The sequence below is a fragment of the Massilia sp. UMI-21 genome (genome assembly GCA_015277795.1).
In the GTDB taxonomy this organism is placed as follows: domain Bacteria; phylum Pseudomonadota; class Gammaproteobacteria; order Burkholderiales; family Burkholderiaceae_D; genus Telluria.
Window position 1 is genome coordinate 2,553,135 of the sequence record CP063848.1, and the last position, 14,593, is coordinate 2,567,727.

Genomic DNA, 14,593 nt, shown 5'->3' on the forward strand with positions numbered 1-14,593 from the left:
ATGAAACGCACGTTCATCCTCGCCCACGACCAGGCTCGCCAGAACGCAATCCAGTGCATCGCCGCGGCGCCGGCCGGCTACTGCGTCACCGTGGCCGAGCCGACCCGCAGCCTGGAGCAGAACGCCCTCATGTGGCCACTGCTGCAGAAGCTAGCCGACCAGGTTGTGTGGTACGGCGTGAAGCTGTCGGCCGACGACTGGAAGGACCTGCTCACCGCATCCCTGCGTAAACAGCGCTCGGCGCCCGGGCTTGACGGTGGCTTCGTCGTGTTCGGCGAGCGCACCAGGACGTACAGCAAGGCCGAGTTTTCGGAGTTGATCGAACTTATTTTTGCCTTCGGTGCTCATCAGGGCGTCGAGTTTGAGAAGAGGGAAGGGGCTGCAGCATGAATACCAAAGGACGCCCATCCGCCGCCGGATATCGCCCAAGCCGCTTCGAGCAGATCGCCGCGCGCGACACCGCAATCGAGACGTATGAAGCACGCCTGCAGGACGGCCCGAAGCCGGTCGGCGACCTGTTCGAAGGCCTGCCAGGCAACCGCGCCACGCTGCGCACCTATCTGACGCACATGCACGTGAACCTGCGCATGATCCGCGTCGTCAGCGAGCCGGGCATCAGGCCGGCGTTGTGGGCCCTGGGCGCCGACCCTGCGCTGCCGTCGCACGACCCGGGCTTGGACGAAATGATCGCTCCGAAGCGCGGCATCCACAAGGCAGTACAGATCGGCATCCCACGAGACCCACTTATCGCGGCCCTGTTCGGCCCCGCAAACCAAGAACACAAGGAGGCAGCATGACCCAAGATCGCCGCATTACCGACAAGCTCCCCGACCAGCCGCTCGACTGGAGCGAATCCGGCTCTGTAAATAAGGCATCGGCAGACCTGACGAGCCTGACCCGCTGGTACATGAGCGACGAAGGCATGCGCCCGACGCGCGAAGGCCCATGGGTGGGCTACAACGACGTCGCCGCCCTTCTCAGCGCAGCACCAGCAGAAGAGGCGAAGCCGGTAGCGTGGCTAGTGACTTACGCAGGCAATAAATCGGGGAACATCTACCGCACGGAACTGGCGGCGCGGGAAATCGCCAAGGGCAACAACGGCAAGTGCCAGCCTGTCTACACCCGTGCCGCCCCTGCTGCACTGCCCGACGCCCGCGCGCTGAAAATGAAGTTCGTTTCGATCATCACCAGCGCTACCAGTTTGGGTGAGCAGCGCGTCTACGACCTGTCGGACGCGTTGGTGGGCGAAGTCCTCAAGTCTGCCGCTCCTACTACCAGCAAGCCCGCCTCAGTGCTGGACCTGCCGAGCGCGATTATGAACATCCCCTGCCGCCGCAAGGATGACTCGTTCCCAAACGAAGCCAGCCGCTTGCTTTACAAGGAAGGTCACCGCGACGCGCGCCATGACGCCGCCGACTTGGCACTGGAGCACGCCGACCAGCTCTCGGCTCTCGCCACCACTATCAGCCAGCCCGACGAGGCACGCGATGCAGCACTGGAGGAAGCGGCTAGCGTCTACATGGTTGGAGGCGTCGCGGCGCGAGAAATTCGCAAGCTAAAACATCAACCATCCGTGACCTTTGAGAGCGTGAAAAATCAAGCGCTCGATGCAGCCGCAAAACTCGTTACAGAAAAAGGAGAGCCGGGAATCGCTCGCGCAGTTCTCGATCTCAAGTCCCAATCTGCCCCTACTGCCGCATCTCCATCACATCCAGACCCGGAGAAGCTGCTGACGATTATCGCGTATGCGTATCAGATCGCAGGCGCGGCTGGTTGCCCTGCTCATATTCTCGATGTGCTGTGCGACCCTGATGCGGCGACCACTGAGCAGATCGAGGCAATGCTTCCGTACGCGCATCCAGTACAGCAGCAGGAGCAGGCCGCGATTGATGTGCTGGCCGAGCGCCGCCGCCAGATCGAAGTCGAAGGCTGGACGCCAGATCACGATGATGAGCACAGCGCGGGTCAAATGGCAGCGGCAGCAGCGTGCTATGCCCTACACACCGAGCCGGTTGGCAACGTGGGCGATTACCTGCGCTTCTGGCCTTGGGATGCAAGTTGGTGGAAGCCGCGTGACCGCCGTAGCAACCTCGTGCGGGCTGGCGCACTCATCCTAGCCGACATTGAACGTCTCGACCGCGCAGCTCTCGCAAAGAAAGGATAAGACATGGACACCAAGAACAATGCAGCAGGAGTGCCGGAAGCAGTGGTGCGCAAGATCGTCACCGGTGCGCGCGAGTTCTATCTCGGACTCTTGTCGAGCAGCTTGAAGGGCGAAGACTTCGATTTGGCGCGCGACGACGGAGCGACCGCCAACGTCTTGAGCGCGATGCAGTACGAACTCACCCGAGCACAGGCCAAGCCAGTAGCGGGAGTGGTGGGCGACGAGCGGGCGATGTTTGAGGCGGCGATGAAGCGTGCCGGCTACCCTGACGACACGTTCAGCGGCTTCTACGCAGAGGGCGAATTCGCATACTACGCCAAGGAAGCGAACTGCATGCTGGACTCGTGGCGCGCAGCTCTTGCCACTCATTCCGGTGCAGAAGTGCCGAGCAAGCCTGATGGATGGGTGGCTGTTGCCGTCGTGAATGGCGAGCACACATCTGTTGCGTTCCGAGATGAAGAGACTGCCCACGCGATGTGTGCTGATGGCGAACCGTTCCCGTTTTGGGTGGTGCCTGCGCGGGCCTGCATCGTAGAGCAAGTGAAGGCCATGCAGAAGCAGATCGAAGGCGAGCGCGACTTGCAAGTCAAATGCGCGCTGATCGACGTGATGGACGAACTACGCGCCACGCTCGCCCAGCACTCCCCCAAGGAAGTGCCGAGCATAGACACGCCCGAGTTCCGCGCGCTGGCGATCCAGTTCTACGCCGGCAAAGCGCGCAACAGCAAATTTGTCTCGTATGAGGATCTTGTCGCTCACATCGACACCGCCCTCAAGTCTGCATCTGCCCCTATCCAGCCCACCAGGGAGGGCGCGTGATGCTCTGGACAGTAGCGCGATTCCCAAGCGGGGAGTGGAGCACGGGCGGCAAGCCGAACGATCCCGACTATGCCGCGTGCGAAGTGTGGCAGGTTGAGGCAAACAGCCGCGATGAAGCCAAAAAGAAAGCGCAGGCAAAGCGCGCATATGAACAATGCAGGAAGAAAGGCGGCGCAGCATGACTAGCACACTGAATAGCGAACTGACCGGACACGCCATGCACGAACTCAAAACCGACCCAGCAGTATTTGCCGCTGTCCTGGCTGGCGCGAAGACCCACGAAATCCGCTTCGATGATCGTGGCTTTGCCGTTGGCGACACGCTGCTGCTGCGCGAAACCACGCACACCGGGGCGGAAATCAAGGCAGGCGCGCCGCTTGAATACACTGGCCGCACCACCACGCGCACGGTCAGCCACATCCAGACCGGCTACGGCCTCGCTGACGGCTGGTGCATTCTGTCGTTCGCCGGGGGCGCAGCACAATCCCCTGCTGCACCGAATGAGCCAGTACAGGCATTGCCAGAACTGCCGGAACTGCCACGCCCAGCCTGCACCTACGCCGATCATAGCTACCCAGCGTTTAGCAAAGCGCAGATGCAGGACTACGCCCGCGCTGCCATTGCATCCTGCTGCGCTCTGCCTGCAAAGGATGATGCGCACGGCCACCGTGAGGACTGGTACCTCATGGCGAACGCGCGACGCATCACCGAGCAGCCCATCCGACTTGTCAGGACTATGACGAACAGGGAATTTGCGTCCGAGCTGTTCGCCACAGGTAGCAACAGCGCGCACAAGATTTGCCTCGACGCTGGAATCAACCCTGACGGCTTCACGGTCGAGCGCGCTGCTCTTGCTGCATCTAATAAGGGAGAGTGGAAATGAGGCTGACGAAGGCGCAGCGCACCGATCTGCGCGCCAAGTTCGGCGGCCGGTGCGCCTACTGCGGCTGCGAGCTTGGTGAGCGGTTCCATGCGGATCACTTCGAGCCCTGCGAACGCAAGTTGAAGTTCGTAAGCGGCAAGGGCTTGATCGCCAGCGGGGAATTCCATCGGCCCGAGAGCAACCGCCTAGACAACTTCATGCCGGCATGCGCTCCATGCAACATCAGCAAGCACAGCATGACGTTGGAAGGTTGGCGCAACTGGCTCGCTGGGCATGTGAATTCGCTGAACCAATACCACCCCATCTACCGGCTCGCCAAGTCGTACGGGCTGATCGTTGAAACCGGCGCCGCTGTGGTCTTCCACTTCGAGCGCGTAGCACAGGAGTCTGCCAATGGATGACCACCAAGAGCGCGAGCTGCGCGCCGAGTTTGAAGCCGAAATCCGCAAACTTGATGCCCCGCGTGACGCACTGGACCGCTGGCCCGATGGGCGTTACTTAGCCGAGGCAATCGAGGATTACTGGACCGGCTTCAAGATGGCTCGCCGTTCTTCTCCCTCAACACAAAGGCAGGGAGAGGGATGGGGACCGATCAAGACCGTGGGCGACATGGTGCGCAACCTGCTGACGCTCGACCAGAGCGCCCCGATCCATGCCGCATTCCATGTGGACTTCGTTGGGGAGCGCCGCTGCCGCACTCGGCCTCTTACCATCAGCCGCGAGCGTGTCATCGACGGCAAGTGGGTAGACAACACGCGCAAAGACGTGCCCTACGAGCATGTCGTGTGGGCCAAGCGCGATGAGCGGCAGGGAGAGGAAGCGCGGGATGCGGCGCGTCTTCAGTTCCTCATGCGCGATATTGACGGGTTCGTCGGCGTCAAGTGGGATAAGCACCAATACGCCATCCATTTTGCGAAACATAGTGGACGCGACGAGCCGACTGAGGAAGACGAATTGCTCGGCTTGCGCATGATGATCGACGCCGCAATGGTTGCTCATCCAGGCAATGCAGCAGAAGGGAGCGCGTAATGGAATCGCTGTTCATCGGCGGCATCGTGTTCGCGATCTTCGGCATCGGCTTCTGGTTCGGGCGTATTTGGGAGCGGTGCGGCAAGGGAGGCCAGGCATGACCCTCAACGGCTGCCACAACAAGCCGCGGCCGGTCGCCGGCGCATGGTCGCCGTGCCGTTCTTGATGACGACCGAGTGCCAATATACGAAGACAACGCCGGATCCGCGATGCGCGGGGTGTGTGCACGAGAATACGGAAGTGATAGGAAAGGAGAAAGGCAATGAGTGAGAAGGAAATCTTGAGCGCGATCCTGCAGAAGCTCAGCGAGAAGGTGATCCCGATCGAGTTCGACCTCTGGGATGCGTCGCACATCGCGGCCTACCTGAAGCGGTCCCATAGCACAGTGCGAGACAAGATTCTATGTTTGCCGAGCTTCCCGAAGCCGATCCGCATCCAGACGGCGAACGGCACCGGGCATCCGCTCTACAAGGCCCGCGAGGTAGTCCGGTGGGCGGAAAGCTTGCAGGCCTGATCAGGAGGCTCGGTCCAAGCCGAGCTTCTTAACGATGTCGAAGTAGGTGCTCAGCCGCGGAATGTAGCCGTTCAGCGGAGGACTCAGGCGACGAATGTAGTAGGCCTCGACCGCCGGCGCGTGAAACTTCGGCACTTCGATGTACGTGTGCGAAGTCCACTCGAACCCATTGCGTTCATGCTGCTCAGCTCGAGCAGCGAAGTTTTGGCTCTGTCCAACGTAGATGCACACGTCGCCGCGGAATAGAAAATAGACCCCGCTCGCCTGCGGCATACTCGAGGCCGTGCGCGCTGCCCGAATTTCATCGTCGCTAAAGTGAAAGCATCGTGCATAATGCTCAAGCCATTTGATGGGAATCTTCTGAGTGCTATTGGCGCAATCCCACTGGAAGTGCCGGTCGACTCCGGCGCTTAATTCCCTGATCGGCTCCCTGTAGCGCTCGCGCTGATAAAGCGCCTCCCAATAGGCCAAATCGGTGGCGGAATTTTCTGGCATTTTTTTGGCAGCTCCCTCTGCAACCTGTTGAATTTGCAGAGTTAACGCTACCGGCTCCGGGCACAAGGTGCATGCCCCCTGCGGCATGTGCCGAAATCAAGGCAGTCATCCCCCTGCTATCCTGCTGTTTCCGCGATGGCTATGTCGGCCCAGGTGTCCAGTGTCGCTGCTTCGTCAGTGCGCCGCCGCGACCACCGCTACCGTGCCCCTGTGCGGATTTGCCGGCGGCGCTTCGCTGCGCGCCGCGATCTCCCGATCCGCCCCCTCGTACACCCGGGTGCTATGGCGCCACCACAGCACGCCGGCCACCACACCGGCGGCGATCGCGACCGGCGGCGAGGCCGACAGCAAGACCGCCGGGTTGTTGACGGCGGCGCCACTCCACAGCGCGCCCGAGGTCTTGATGACCAGCCGTTTCTCGTCTTCCGGCAGCTTGTCGGCGAGTTTCACCAGGCCGATCTTGGCGCCGGTGAGCGCAATCAGCCCGGCCGGCGAGGTCGCGATCAGCGGATTCAGCTCGAGCGCGCCGCTCGAGATTGCCAGGCCGGTGCTGATGCCGTCCGCCATGGCGGCCTGCATCGCGTGCTTGTCGAGTCGCTCGAGCCTGATCTTGCTCCGCTGTTCGGCGCAAGGCTCCGCCCAGCCGGCCAGGTCCGGCGCCGCCGAGGAGGGACCACGGCCGGTCGCGCATCCGACCAGGGCGGGAACGACGAGCAGGACGGTGGCGGCCATCCTGGCGAGGTGACGATACGGTGCAGTGCATTGATTGGGCATGATCCAACTCCTTGCATGACGGTTCGGTCGAGACGCGCTGCCTGGCGTGGCTGATCAATCAGACAAGCTTAGTATTCAGTAAATACCTTTTTGACAAGAATGGCCTGCGCAAGCGCAGCCCAGCGGATGAGCAAACGCAGGGCAGCCGAGCGTGCCGGGCTTCGATCCATGCACTCATCCATTGGTCGTGCCGCCGGTATGGTGTAGCATGCCGAACGGCGGCGTACCCCCTTCCCGCCGTAGCATGAGGACAAGAATTGAACATCACTATCAATGACGAACTGCGCGCCTTCGTCGACCCACTGACCGACATCGAATACGCCGCGCTCGAGCGCAGCCTGCTGGCCGAGGGCTGCCGCGACGCGCTGGTGCTGTGGCGCGACACCCTGATCGACGGCCATAACCGCTACGAGATCTGCCAGAAGCACGGGATTCCTTTCCGTACCGTGCACAACAACAACTTCGCGTCGATCGACGACGTGATGCTGTGGATGATCGACAACCACCTGGCGCGCCGCAGCGTGTCGGACTTCCAGCGCGGCGTGCTGGCGCTCAAGAAGAAAGAGATCGTCACCGCCCGCATGGCCGAGGCGCTGGCATCGGCGCCGCCCGAGCCGGAAGCCGACGACCTCGATTCGCGCCCGCCGCCGCCCTGGAACACCCGCGAAGACGTGGCCAAGGCCGCGCGCGTGTCGGCCAATACCATCAGCCAGATCGAACGCATCCAGAAGGCCGCCACGCCCGAGCTGCGCGAGGCGGTGCGCACCGGCGCGATCTCGATCAATGCGGCCGCCAACGTGGCCCAGCTGCCGGAAGAGGTACAGAAGGCCGCTGTCGCCGGCGGACGCAAGGAATTGCAGCAGGCCGCGCGCCAGGTGCGCGAGCAGAAGATGGCCACCCGCCCGAAGAAAGAGACGGTCGCGGGCGACCCGGCCGACGAGCTGGCGGCGGCGCGCGCCGAGATCGCCTCGCTGAAGGACCGCGTGGCGACCTTGTTGACCGAGAACGAAGTGCTCAAGCAGCGCCTGGTCCACGCCGGCGTCACCCAGTAAGCACGATCAACAGCTACCCAAGTACCAGCACAAGGAGACATCGCATGACGAGCACCCGCATCCTCCTGCCGGCCTTCCTGGCCTGCGCTCTCGGCGCCGCACCGGCCATCGCCGCACCGGCGCCGCCGGCGCAGGCGCAGGCTGACCGGCAGGCCCCGGCCGCGTCCGACCTGGCGCGCTGGAAGAAGACGGCGCAGCGGGTGACGATCATGCGCGACAAGTGGGGCATCCCGCACGTGTTCGGCAAGAGCGACGCCGATGCCGTGTTCGGCCTGCTGTACGCGCAGGCCGAGGACGACTTCAACCGGGTCGAGCTCAACTACATCAATGCGATGGGCCGCCTGGCCGAGGTCGAGGGCGAGCAGGAACTCTGGCGCGACCTGCGCATGAAGATGTACATCCAGCCTTCCGACATGCAGGCCAAGTACGCCGCCAGCCCGGCCTGGCTGAAAGCGCTGATGGTCGGCTTTGCCGACGGCCTGAACTACTACCTGCATACCCACCCGGAAGTGAAGCCGAAGCTGATCACCCGTTTCGAGCCCTGGATGGCGCTGAGCTTCAGCGAGGGCAGCATCGGCGGCGATATCGAATCGATCGACCTGAAGGACCTGGCGCGCTTCTACGGCAAGCGCCCCCAGGCAACGATGGCAGACAAGGTGGCGGCCCTGGACAAGGGTTTCGATGCCGAGCCGCGCGGCTCGAACGGCTTCGCAATCGCGCCCAGGCTGTCGCGTTCCGGGAATGCGCTGCTGCTGATTAACCCGCACACCTCGTTCTACTTCCGGCCCGAAGTGCACATGGTCAGCGAGCAGGGCCTGAATGCCTACGGCGCCGTGACCTGGGGCCAGTTCTTCATCTACCAGGGTTTCAACGACAAGGCCGGCTGGATGCATACCTCGGGCGGCGGCGACGTCATCGACGAATACCTCGAGACCGTGGTCGAGCGGGACGGCAAATTCTTCTACCGGTACGGCGATGGCTTGCGGCCGATGCGGGCAAGGCCGATCACGCTGCCCTACAAGACCCCGTCCGGCGCCATGGCCAGCCGCACGGTCACGGCCTACTTCACCCACCACGGCCCGGTGGTGCGCGAGCAGGGCGGCAAGTGGGTGGCCGTGAAGATGATGGACGAGCCGCTCAAGGCGCTTACGCAGTCCTACACCCGCACCAAGGCGCGCGACTACGCCGCCTTCTACAAGGCGATGCAACTGCGCACCAACTCGTCGAACAATACGGTGTATGCCGACGCGCAGGGCAACATCGCCTACTTCCACGGCAACTTCATTCCGAAGCGCGACCCGCGCTTCGACTGGTCCAGGCCGGTGGACGGCAGCACGCCCGCCACCGAATGGCAGGGCCTGCACGCCATCCCGGACACCATCACGCTGTTCAACCCGGCCAGCGGCTACATCTCGAATACCAACAACTGGCCGTTCAGCGCTTCCGGCGCGAGCAGCCCGAAGCGCCAGGACTATCCGGCCTACATGTGGTCGCTGCCGGAGAACGCGCGCGGCCGCCACGCCGAGCGGGTCCTGAAGGATGCCCGCGGCTTCACCCTCGACAGCCTGATCGCGGCCGCCTACGACAGCTACCTGACCGCCTTCGAGCCGCTGCTGCCGCAGCTGCTGCAGGACTACGACGCCCTGGCGGCGGGCGACCCGCGCAAGGCGGCCCTGGCGGCCCAGGTGGCCAGCCTGCGCGGCTGGGACCTGCGCTCCGGCGTGGACTCCAAGCCGACCTCGCTGGCCATCTACTGGGCCCAGGACATGGTGGCCCAGCATGCGCCGCGCGCCCGCGCCCAGGGCACGCCGGTGGTCGATTTCATCACCGGCAGCCTGAATGCGGACGAGCGCCTGGCGTCGCTGCAGCGGGCATCGAGCAAGCTCGACGCCGACTTCGGCAGCTGGCAGACCCCGTGGGGCGAGATCAACCGCTTCCAGCGCGCCAGCGGCGAGGTCGAGCAGCAGTACGACGACGGCAAGCCGAGCTGGCCGGTGGGCTTCGCGTCGGCCAACTGGGGTTCGCTGGCCTCGTTCGGTATGGTGGCCAAGCAAAAGACCAAGCGCATCTACGGCGACCGTGGCAACAGCTTCGTCGCGGTGGTGGAATTCGGCCCGCGCGTGCGCGCCAAGAGTATCCTTGCGGGTGGCAACAGCAACAACCCGGCCTCGAAGCACTTTGCCGACCAGGCGGAAATGTACAGCCGCGGCGAGTTCAAGGACGTGCTGTTCTACAAGGAAGACATCGAGCAGCAGCTGGAGCGCAAGTACCACCCGGGAATGTAGGAAGAACCGACATGCGCATGAGCGAGCGGCACAGGATGCTGGCGGGCGAACCCTACCACGCGAGCGACCCCGAACTGGTGGCCGAGCAAAGCCTCGCCGCGGCCTGGCTGGCGCGCTACAACGCCGCACTGGGACAGCCCGCGTCGGTGTGGCGCACCCTGCTGGCCGAGCGCCTGGGGGCGCTGGGCGAGGGCAGCATCGTGCGCCCGCCCTTCCATTGCGACTACGGCTGGAACATCCGGCTTGGCAGCCGCGTATTCGTCAATTTCAACTGCATCGTCCTCGATGTGGCGCCGGTGACGATCGGCGACGATACCCGCATCGGTCCGGCGGTGCAGATCTACACCGCCGAGCATCCGCTCGACCCGGAACTGCGCCGCAGCGGCCTGGAATCCGGGCGCCCGGTCACGATCGGCCGCAACGCCTGGATCGGCGGCGGCGCCATCATCCTGCCGGGCGTGCGCATCGGCGACGAGGCCGTGGTCGGCGCCGGCAGCGTGGTCACGCACGACGTGCCGGACGGCGCGCGTGTGGCCGGCAATCCGGCGCGCCCGCACCCGGGCTGAGGGGCGCCGGGGCGCTGGTGCCGTGGGCGGGGTGCTTGTTATAATCCTGCAATTCTTCATCTCGACCCGTGTCGACAACCGCAGTTCAGGGCAGTGCCGTGGCAAAACTCTATTTCAGGTATTCGGCGATGAACGCCGGCAAATCGACCTCCCTGTTGCAGGTGGCGCACAACTACGAAGAGCAGGGCCAGCAGGTCAAGCTCTACACGGCGGCGATCGACGACCGTTACGGCGTCGGCAGGATCACCTCGCGCCTGGGCCCGCAGCGCCAGGTCGACCTGTTCGATAGCCAGACCGATTTTCTTGCCAGCGCACCGCCGGTGGCCTGCATCCTGGTCGACGAGGCCCAGTTCCTGACCACCGTCCAGGTTGGACAATTGCACCAGGTGGCCCAGGTGCGCGGCATTCCGGTCATCTGCTACGGCTTGCGCAGCGATTTCCGCGGCCAACCGTTCCCGGGTTCGGCCTACCTGCTGGCCCTGGCCGACGACATCGAGGAAATCAAGAACATCTGCAGCTGCGGCAAGAAGGCGACCATGAACATCCGGGTCGATTGCGAGGGCCGCCGCATCCGCGAGGGCGAACAGGTCAGCATCGGCGGCAACGAAAGCTACCGCCAGGCCTGCGGCCGCTGCTTCTACGCCCGCTGAGCGGCGCGGCAGGACTGAGGCGCAGCTGATCCGGATGAGCGACATCCTCCTGTACCTGCTGCCCTCGGCGGCGCTGGCGCTGCTGCTGTGGATCGGCGCGGGTGCGCATCCGCTCTTTTTCGTATTTACCGCCGCCGGCACCCTGTGCCACGAGCTGGCGCATTTCTCGGTCGGCCTGCTGACCAATGCCGAACCGGTCGGCCTGAGCGTGATTCCGAAGCGCATCAAACAAGCCCGCGGCAGCGGCAAGGGCCACAACTGGGAGCTCGGCTCGGTCACCTTCGCCAACCTGCGCTGGTACAACGCCGCGCCGAGCGCGCTGGCGCCGCTGCTGGTGCTCGCACTGCCGTTTGCCGCCGCCTGGTGGCGCACCCGCCATGGCCTGGTGTTCGAGCCGCTCGACCTGGCGCTGGCCTTGTTGCTGGCTCCGCAATTCCTGTCGTTCTGGCCCTCGCCGGTGGACTGGCGCCTGACCGCGCGCTCCTGGCCCTGGATCCCGGTGCTCCTGCTTGCCGGCCTGATCACCTTTTACCGCGTCGAACTGCTCCAGCTTGTCAAAGGGTGAACGCCTGGCTTATGCCAGCCTTAATTGTCGGGCGAAAATGCGCAGATGCCGGCTCTGCCTTCCCCCAGCTTCCTGTAGAATGGCCCGCAAAGGGCGTATTGACCGGCCTGCCTCGCGGTCGCGCTGAAGCACAGAATTTCCGTTTCGGAGAGACGACGAATGAAGAAGCACCACCTGATCATGGCCGCAATGGCCTTCGCGATGTCCGCCCACGTGGTGACTGCCCAGCCCGAAAAAGTGCCTGCGCTTGCCGCCCTCGCGCCGGCCAAGGCAGTCGGCGCCGGCGCCGGCTCGGCCGCCGCCAACCTGCAGCTCAAGCCGCTCGCCGAGCAGACCCAGGCGGCGCTGTGGGCCTCGCGCGTGCTCGGCCGCTATCACTACAAGGCGGTGCCGCTCGACGACGCCATGTCGGTCAAGATCTTCGACAAGTACTTTGAAACGCTCGACAGCGAGAAGCTGTACTTCACCCAGGCCGACGTCGACGGCTTCGCCCCGATGCGCACCAAGATGGACGATGCGATCAACAGCGAGAACCTCACCGTTCCGTTTGCCATCTACAACCTCTACCAGCAGCGCTTCACCGAGCGCATGAACTACGCGCGCCAGCTGCTCAAGACCCGTCCCGACTTCGCCCTCGACGAGTCGATCGAGCTCGACCGCGAAAAATCGCCCTGGGCCAAGAGCGAGGACGAGATCCGCGAACTCTGGCGCAAGCGTGTCAAGAACGACTGGCTGCGCCTGAAGCTGGCCGGCAAGGACGAGAAGGCCATCCGCGAGACCCTCGACAAGCGCTACGACAACTATGTCGGCCGTATCCGCAAGCTGAACAACGAAGACGTGTTCCAGATGTTCATGAACGCGTACGCGACCGCAATCGAGCCGCACACCAACTACCTCGGCCCGCGTTCGGCCGACAACTTCGACATCGCCATGCGCCTGTCGCTGGAAGGCATCGGCGCGGTGCTGCAGTCGCGCGACGAATACACGGTCATCCGCGAAATCGTCCCGGGCAGCCCGGCCGCGCTGTCGGGCAAGCTGAAGGTGGGCGACCGCATCGTCGGCGTGGCGCAGGGCAACGGTGCGTTCACGGACGTACTGGGCTGGCGCATCGACGACGTGGTCCAGCTGGTGCGCGGCGAAAAAGGCAGCACCGTGCGCCTCGACGTGCTGCCGGGCGACGCCGGGCCCGACGCCAAGCATGTCACCGTGAGCATGGTGCGCAAGAAGATCAGCATGGAAGAGCAGGCCGCCAAGAAATCGATCATCGAAGTCAAGGATGGCGGCGTCAAGCGCCGCGTCGGCGTGATCTCGCTGCCGACCTTCTACCTCGACTTCGAGGCCCGCCGCCGCGGCGACAAGGACTACCGCAGCGCCACCCGCGACGTGGCCCGCATCCTTGCCGAACTCAAGAAAGAGAAGGTGGACAACGTCCTGATCGACCTGCGTAACAACGGTGGCGGTTCGCTGACCGAAGCCATCGAACTCACCGGCCTGTTCATCGACAAGGGGCCGGTGGTGCAGCAGCGCGACGCGCAGGGCCGCATCGAAGTCGAATCCGACCAGCAGGCCGGCCTGGCCTGGGACGGCCCGATGGGCGTGCTGATCAACCGTGGGTCGGCATCGGCATCGGAGATCTTCGCCGCGGCGGTGCAGGATTATGGCCGCGGCCTGGTGATCGGCGAGCCGAGTTTCGGCAAGGGCACCGTCCAGACCCTGATCGACCTGGATCGCTTCTCGCCGGCCGAGAAGGTGCGCTACGGCGAACTGAAGATGACCATCGCCCAGTTCTTCCGCATCAACGGCGGCACCACCCAGCTGCGCGGCGTGACGCCCGACATCAAGTTGCCGGTCCTGGCCGACCTCGACAGCTTCGGCGAATCCTCGTATGACAACGCGCTGCCGTGGGTGGCCATCAAGCCGGCCAACTACGCGCCTGCCGGCGACCTCAAGGAGCTGATCGGTCCGCTGCAGAAGCGTCACGAGGCCCGCATCGCCAAGGACAAGGAATTCCAGTTCCTGCAGGAAGACATCGCCGAGGTGCTGAAGATCCGCAAGGAAAACGCGATCTCGCTGAACGAGACCGTGCGCCGCAAGGAGCGCGACGCCCAGGAGGCCCGCGCCAAGCTGCGCGAAGCGCGCCTCGCAGGCGCCAGCGGCATCAGTACCGACGAGCCGGCTGCCGGTCCGGCGGGCAAGGAAGCGCGCGGCAAGGTGCCGGCGCCGACCAAGCCGGCCAAGGCGGTGACGTCGGTGCGCGGCGCGCCGCGCCAGGACGATGGCCTGCAATACGACGAGCGCGACCTGGCGGCGGAGCTGGCGGCCGAAAAGGCGGCCAAGGACGCCAAGGACATCCTGCTGCAGGAAGCGGCCAATATCCTGGCCGACGAAGTGGGCATGTTGCGTACCGATACCCGGATGGCCTCGCGCGCCATGCCGTACATGGCGACGCCACGCAGCGGCGATTAAGTCTGGGGGCGCCCATGGCGCCGGGCGCCTGAATGGCCGGGTCGTGCAGATGCACGGCCCGGCCATGTCGTTTGGCGCCGCGACCAGCCGTTCGACCGGCAAGCAGCTCGGCAGTTCAATCCTCATGCCCGGCAAGTCGCGACGGCGCCTGCCGTCCTGTGCGGCTCCACCGGCGCAAATTATTTAAAATACAAGCTCCGAACCCGGGATTCCCGGTCTTCTCCAGTCCTCCAGTAGGATCATTCCTACTTCATTCTGAGTAAATTTCTTAGTTTCATACCCCGCGCACGGTTGAGTTCGCCTAAAACATTGTCTTTTTTATAGTTGTGAT

16 protein-coding genes are annotated in these 14,593 nt (G+C 64.1%); 14 read left to right on the top strand and 2 right to left on the bottom strand.

Translation table 11 applies throughout. From position 1 onward, the window contains the following. The 8 genes from IM543_11405 (at position 1) to IM543_11440 (ending at position 5,409) form a co-directional block, all read left to right on the top strand. Positions 1 to 390 carry a recombination protein NinB gene (locus IM543_11405; GenBank protein QOY96367.1) on the top strand — a complete coding sequence of 130 codons (390 nt, stop codon included), beginning with the start codon at positions 1 to 3 and terminating at the stop codon, positions 388 to 390. After that, on the top strand, positions 387 to 797 hold the full coding sequence (locus IM543_11410) for a hypothetical protein (protein ID QOY96368.1): 411 nt from the start codon (positions 387 to 389) through the stop codon (positions 795 to 797). Before IM543_11405 ends, IM543_11410 begins: the two co-directional genes overlap by 4 nt. After that, on the top strand, positions 794 to 2,164 hold the full coding sequence (locus tag IM543_11415) for a hypothetical protein (GenBank protein QOY96369.1): 1,371 nt from the start codon (positions 794 to 796) through the stop codon (positions 2,162 to 2,164). Before IM543_11410 ends, IM543_11415 begins: the two co-directional genes overlap by 4 nt. A gap of 3 nt (positions 2,165 to 2,167) precedes the next feature. Further along, positions 2,168 to 2,983: a hypothetical protein gene (locus IM543_11420; protein ID QOY96370.1), complete on the top strand. Its 816-nt coding sequence runs from the start codon at positions 2,168 to 2,170 to the stop codon at positions 2,981 to 2,983. Positions 2,984 to 3,200: 217 nt separating this feature from the next. Further along, positions 3,201 to 3,866, top strand: a complete 666-nt coding sequence (locus IM543_11425; protein QOY96635.1) for a DUF3850 domain-containing protein — start codon at positions 3,201 to 3,203, stop codon at positions 3,864 to 3,866. After that, positions 3,863 to 4,267 (top strand): HNH endonuclease, encoded by a 405-nt coding sequence (locus IM543_11430; GenBank protein ID QOY96371.1) that lies wholly within the window; start codon positions 3,863 to 3,865, stop codon positions 4,265 to 4,267. Before IM543_11425 ends, IM543_11430 begins: the two co-directional genes overlap by 4 nt. Continuing rightward, the gene (locus IM543_11435) at positions 4,260 to 4,895 is read left to right on the top strand and encodes a hypothetical protein (protein QOY96372.1); all 636 of its coding nucleotides are present in this window, start codon (positions 4,260 to 4,262) and stop codon (positions 4,893 to 4,895) included. Before IM543_11430 ends, IM543_11435 begins: the two co-directional genes overlap by 8 nt. A gap of 262 nt (positions 4,896 to 5,157) precedes the next feature. Then, positions 5,158 to 5,409, top strand: a complete 252-nt coding sequence (locus IM543_11440) for a hypothetical protein (GenBank protein QOY96373.1) — start codon at positions 5,158 to 5,160, stop codon at positions 5,407 to 5,409. On the opposite strand, the gene IM543_11445 is transcribed toward IM543_11440, so the two are convergent. Together IM543_11445 and IM543_11450 are read right to left on the bottom strand one after the other, a co-directional pair. Continuing rightward, on the bottom strand, positions 5,410 to 5,991 hold the full coding sequence (locus tag IM543_11445; protein ID QOY96374.1) for a hypothetical protein: 582 nt from the start codon (positions 5,989 to 5,991) through the stop codon (positions 5,410 to 5,412). A gap of 87 nt (positions 5,992 to 6,078) precedes the next feature. Next, positions 6,079 to 6,678: a hypothetical protein gene (locus tag IM543_11450; protein QOY96375.1), complete on the bottom strand. Its 600-nt coding sequence runs from the start codon at positions 6,676 to 6,678 to the stop codon at positions 6,079 to 6,081. A gap of 257 nt (positions 6,679 to 6,935) precedes the next feature. Here IM543_11450 and IM543_11455 point away from each other — a divergent pair, with 257 nt between their 5' ends. The 6 genes from IM543_11455 (at position 6,936) to IM543_11480 (ending at position 14,262) form a co-directional block, all read left to right on the top strand. After that, positions 6,936 to 7,730: a hypothetical protein gene (locus tag IM543_11455; GenBank protein ID QOY96376.1), complete on the top strand. Its 795-nt coding sequence runs from the start codon at positions 6,936 to 6,938 to the stop codon at positions 7,728 to 7,730. Between the two features lie 44 nt (positions 7,731 to 7,774). Further along, positions 7,775 to 10,015, top strand: coding sequence for a penicillin acylase family protein (locus IM543_11460; GenBank protein ID QOY96377.1), 2,241 nt, complete (start codon positions 7,775 to 7,777; stop codon positions 10,013 to 10,015). Between the two features lie 11 nt (positions 10,016 to 10,026). After that, on the top strand, positions 10,027 to 10,581 hold the full coding sequence (locus IM543_11465) for a sugar O-acetyltransferase (GenBank protein QOY96378.1): 555 nt from the start codon (positions 10,027 to 10,029) through the stop codon (positions 10,579 to 10,581). A 98-nt stretch (positions 10,582 to 10,679) separates the two neighbouring features. Then, complete coding sequence (locus tag IM543_11470; GenBank protein QOY96379.1) at positions 10,680 to 11,231, top strand: thymidine kinase; 552 nt, start codon at positions 10,680 to 10,682, stop codon at positions 11,229 to 11,231. Positions 11,232 to 11,265: 34 nt separating this feature from the next. Next, positions 11,266 to 11,796 (top strand): hypothetical protein, encoded by a 531-nt coding sequence (locus IM543_11475; protein ID QOY96380.1) that lies wholly within the window; start codon positions 11,266 to 11,268, stop codon positions 11,794 to 11,796. A 159-nt stretch (positions 11,797 to 11,955) separates the two neighbouring features. Next, complete coding sequence (locus tag IM543_11480) at positions 11,956 to 14,262, top strand: carboxy terminal-processing peptidase (GenBank protein ID QOY96381.1); 2,307 nt, start codon at positions 11,956 to 11,958, stop codon at positions 14,260 to 14,262. Positions 14,263 to 14,593: the final 331 nt, after the last annotated feature.

Excerpts from the sequence above, each read along its gene's own strand:
- IM543_11430 (QOY96371.1), top strand. The coding sequence starts at position 3,863 with ATGAGGCTGACGAAGGCGCAGCGCACCGATCTGCGCGCCAAGTTCGGC.
- IM543_11420 (QOY96370.1), top strand. The coding sequence starts at position 2,168 with ATGGACACCAAGAACAATGCAGCAGGAGTGCCGGAAGCAGTGGTGCGC.
- IM543_11480 (QOY96381.1), top strand. The coding sequence starts at position 11,956 with ATGAAGAAGCACCACCTGATCATGGCCGCAATGGCCTTCGCGATGTCC.
- IM543_11460 (QOY96377.1), top strand. The coding sequence starts at position 7,775 with ATGACGAGCACCCGCATCCTCCTGCCGGCCTTCCTGGCCTGCGCTCTC.
- IM543_11415 (QOY96369.1), top strand. The coding sequence starts at position 794 with ATGACCCAAGATCGCCGCATTACCGACAAGCTCCCCGACCAGCCGCTC.
- IM543_11445 (QOY96374.1), bottom strand. The coding sequence starts at position 5,991 with ATGCCGCAGGGGGCATGCACCTTGTGCCCGGAGCCGGTAGCGTTAACT.
- IM543_11425 (QOY96635.1), top strand. The coding sequence starts at position 3,201 with ATGCACGAACTCAAAACCGACCCAGCAGTATTTGCCGCTGTCCTGGCT.
- IM543_11405 (QOY96367.1), top strand. The coding sequence starts at position 1 with ATGAAACGCACGTTCATCCTCGCCCACGACCAGGCTCGCCAGAACGCA.
- IM543_11450 (QOY96375.1), bottom strand. The coding sequence starts at position 6,678 with ATGCCCAATCAATGCACTGCACCGTATCGTCACCTCGCCAGGATGGCC.
- IM543_11435 (QOY96372.1), top strand. The coding sequence starts at position 4,260 with ATGGATGACCACCAAGAGCGCGAGCTGCGCGCCGAGTTTGAAGCCGAA.
- IM543_11440 (QOY96373.1), top strand. The coding sequence starts at position 5,158 with ATGAGTGAGAAGGAAATCTTGAGCGCGATCCTGCAGAAGCTCAGCGAG.
- IM543_11475 (QOY96380.1), top strand. The coding sequence starts at position 11,266 with ATGAGCGACATCCTCCTGTACCTGCTGCCCTCGGCGGCGCTGGCGCTG.
- IM543_11410 (QOY96368.1), top strand. The coding sequence starts at position 387 with ATGAATACCAAAGGACGCCCATCCGCCGCCGGATATCGCCCAAGCCGC.
- IM543_11465 (QOY96378.1), top strand. The coding sequence starts at position 10,027 with ATGCGCATGAGCGAGCGGCACAGGATGCTGGCGGGCGAACCCTACCAC.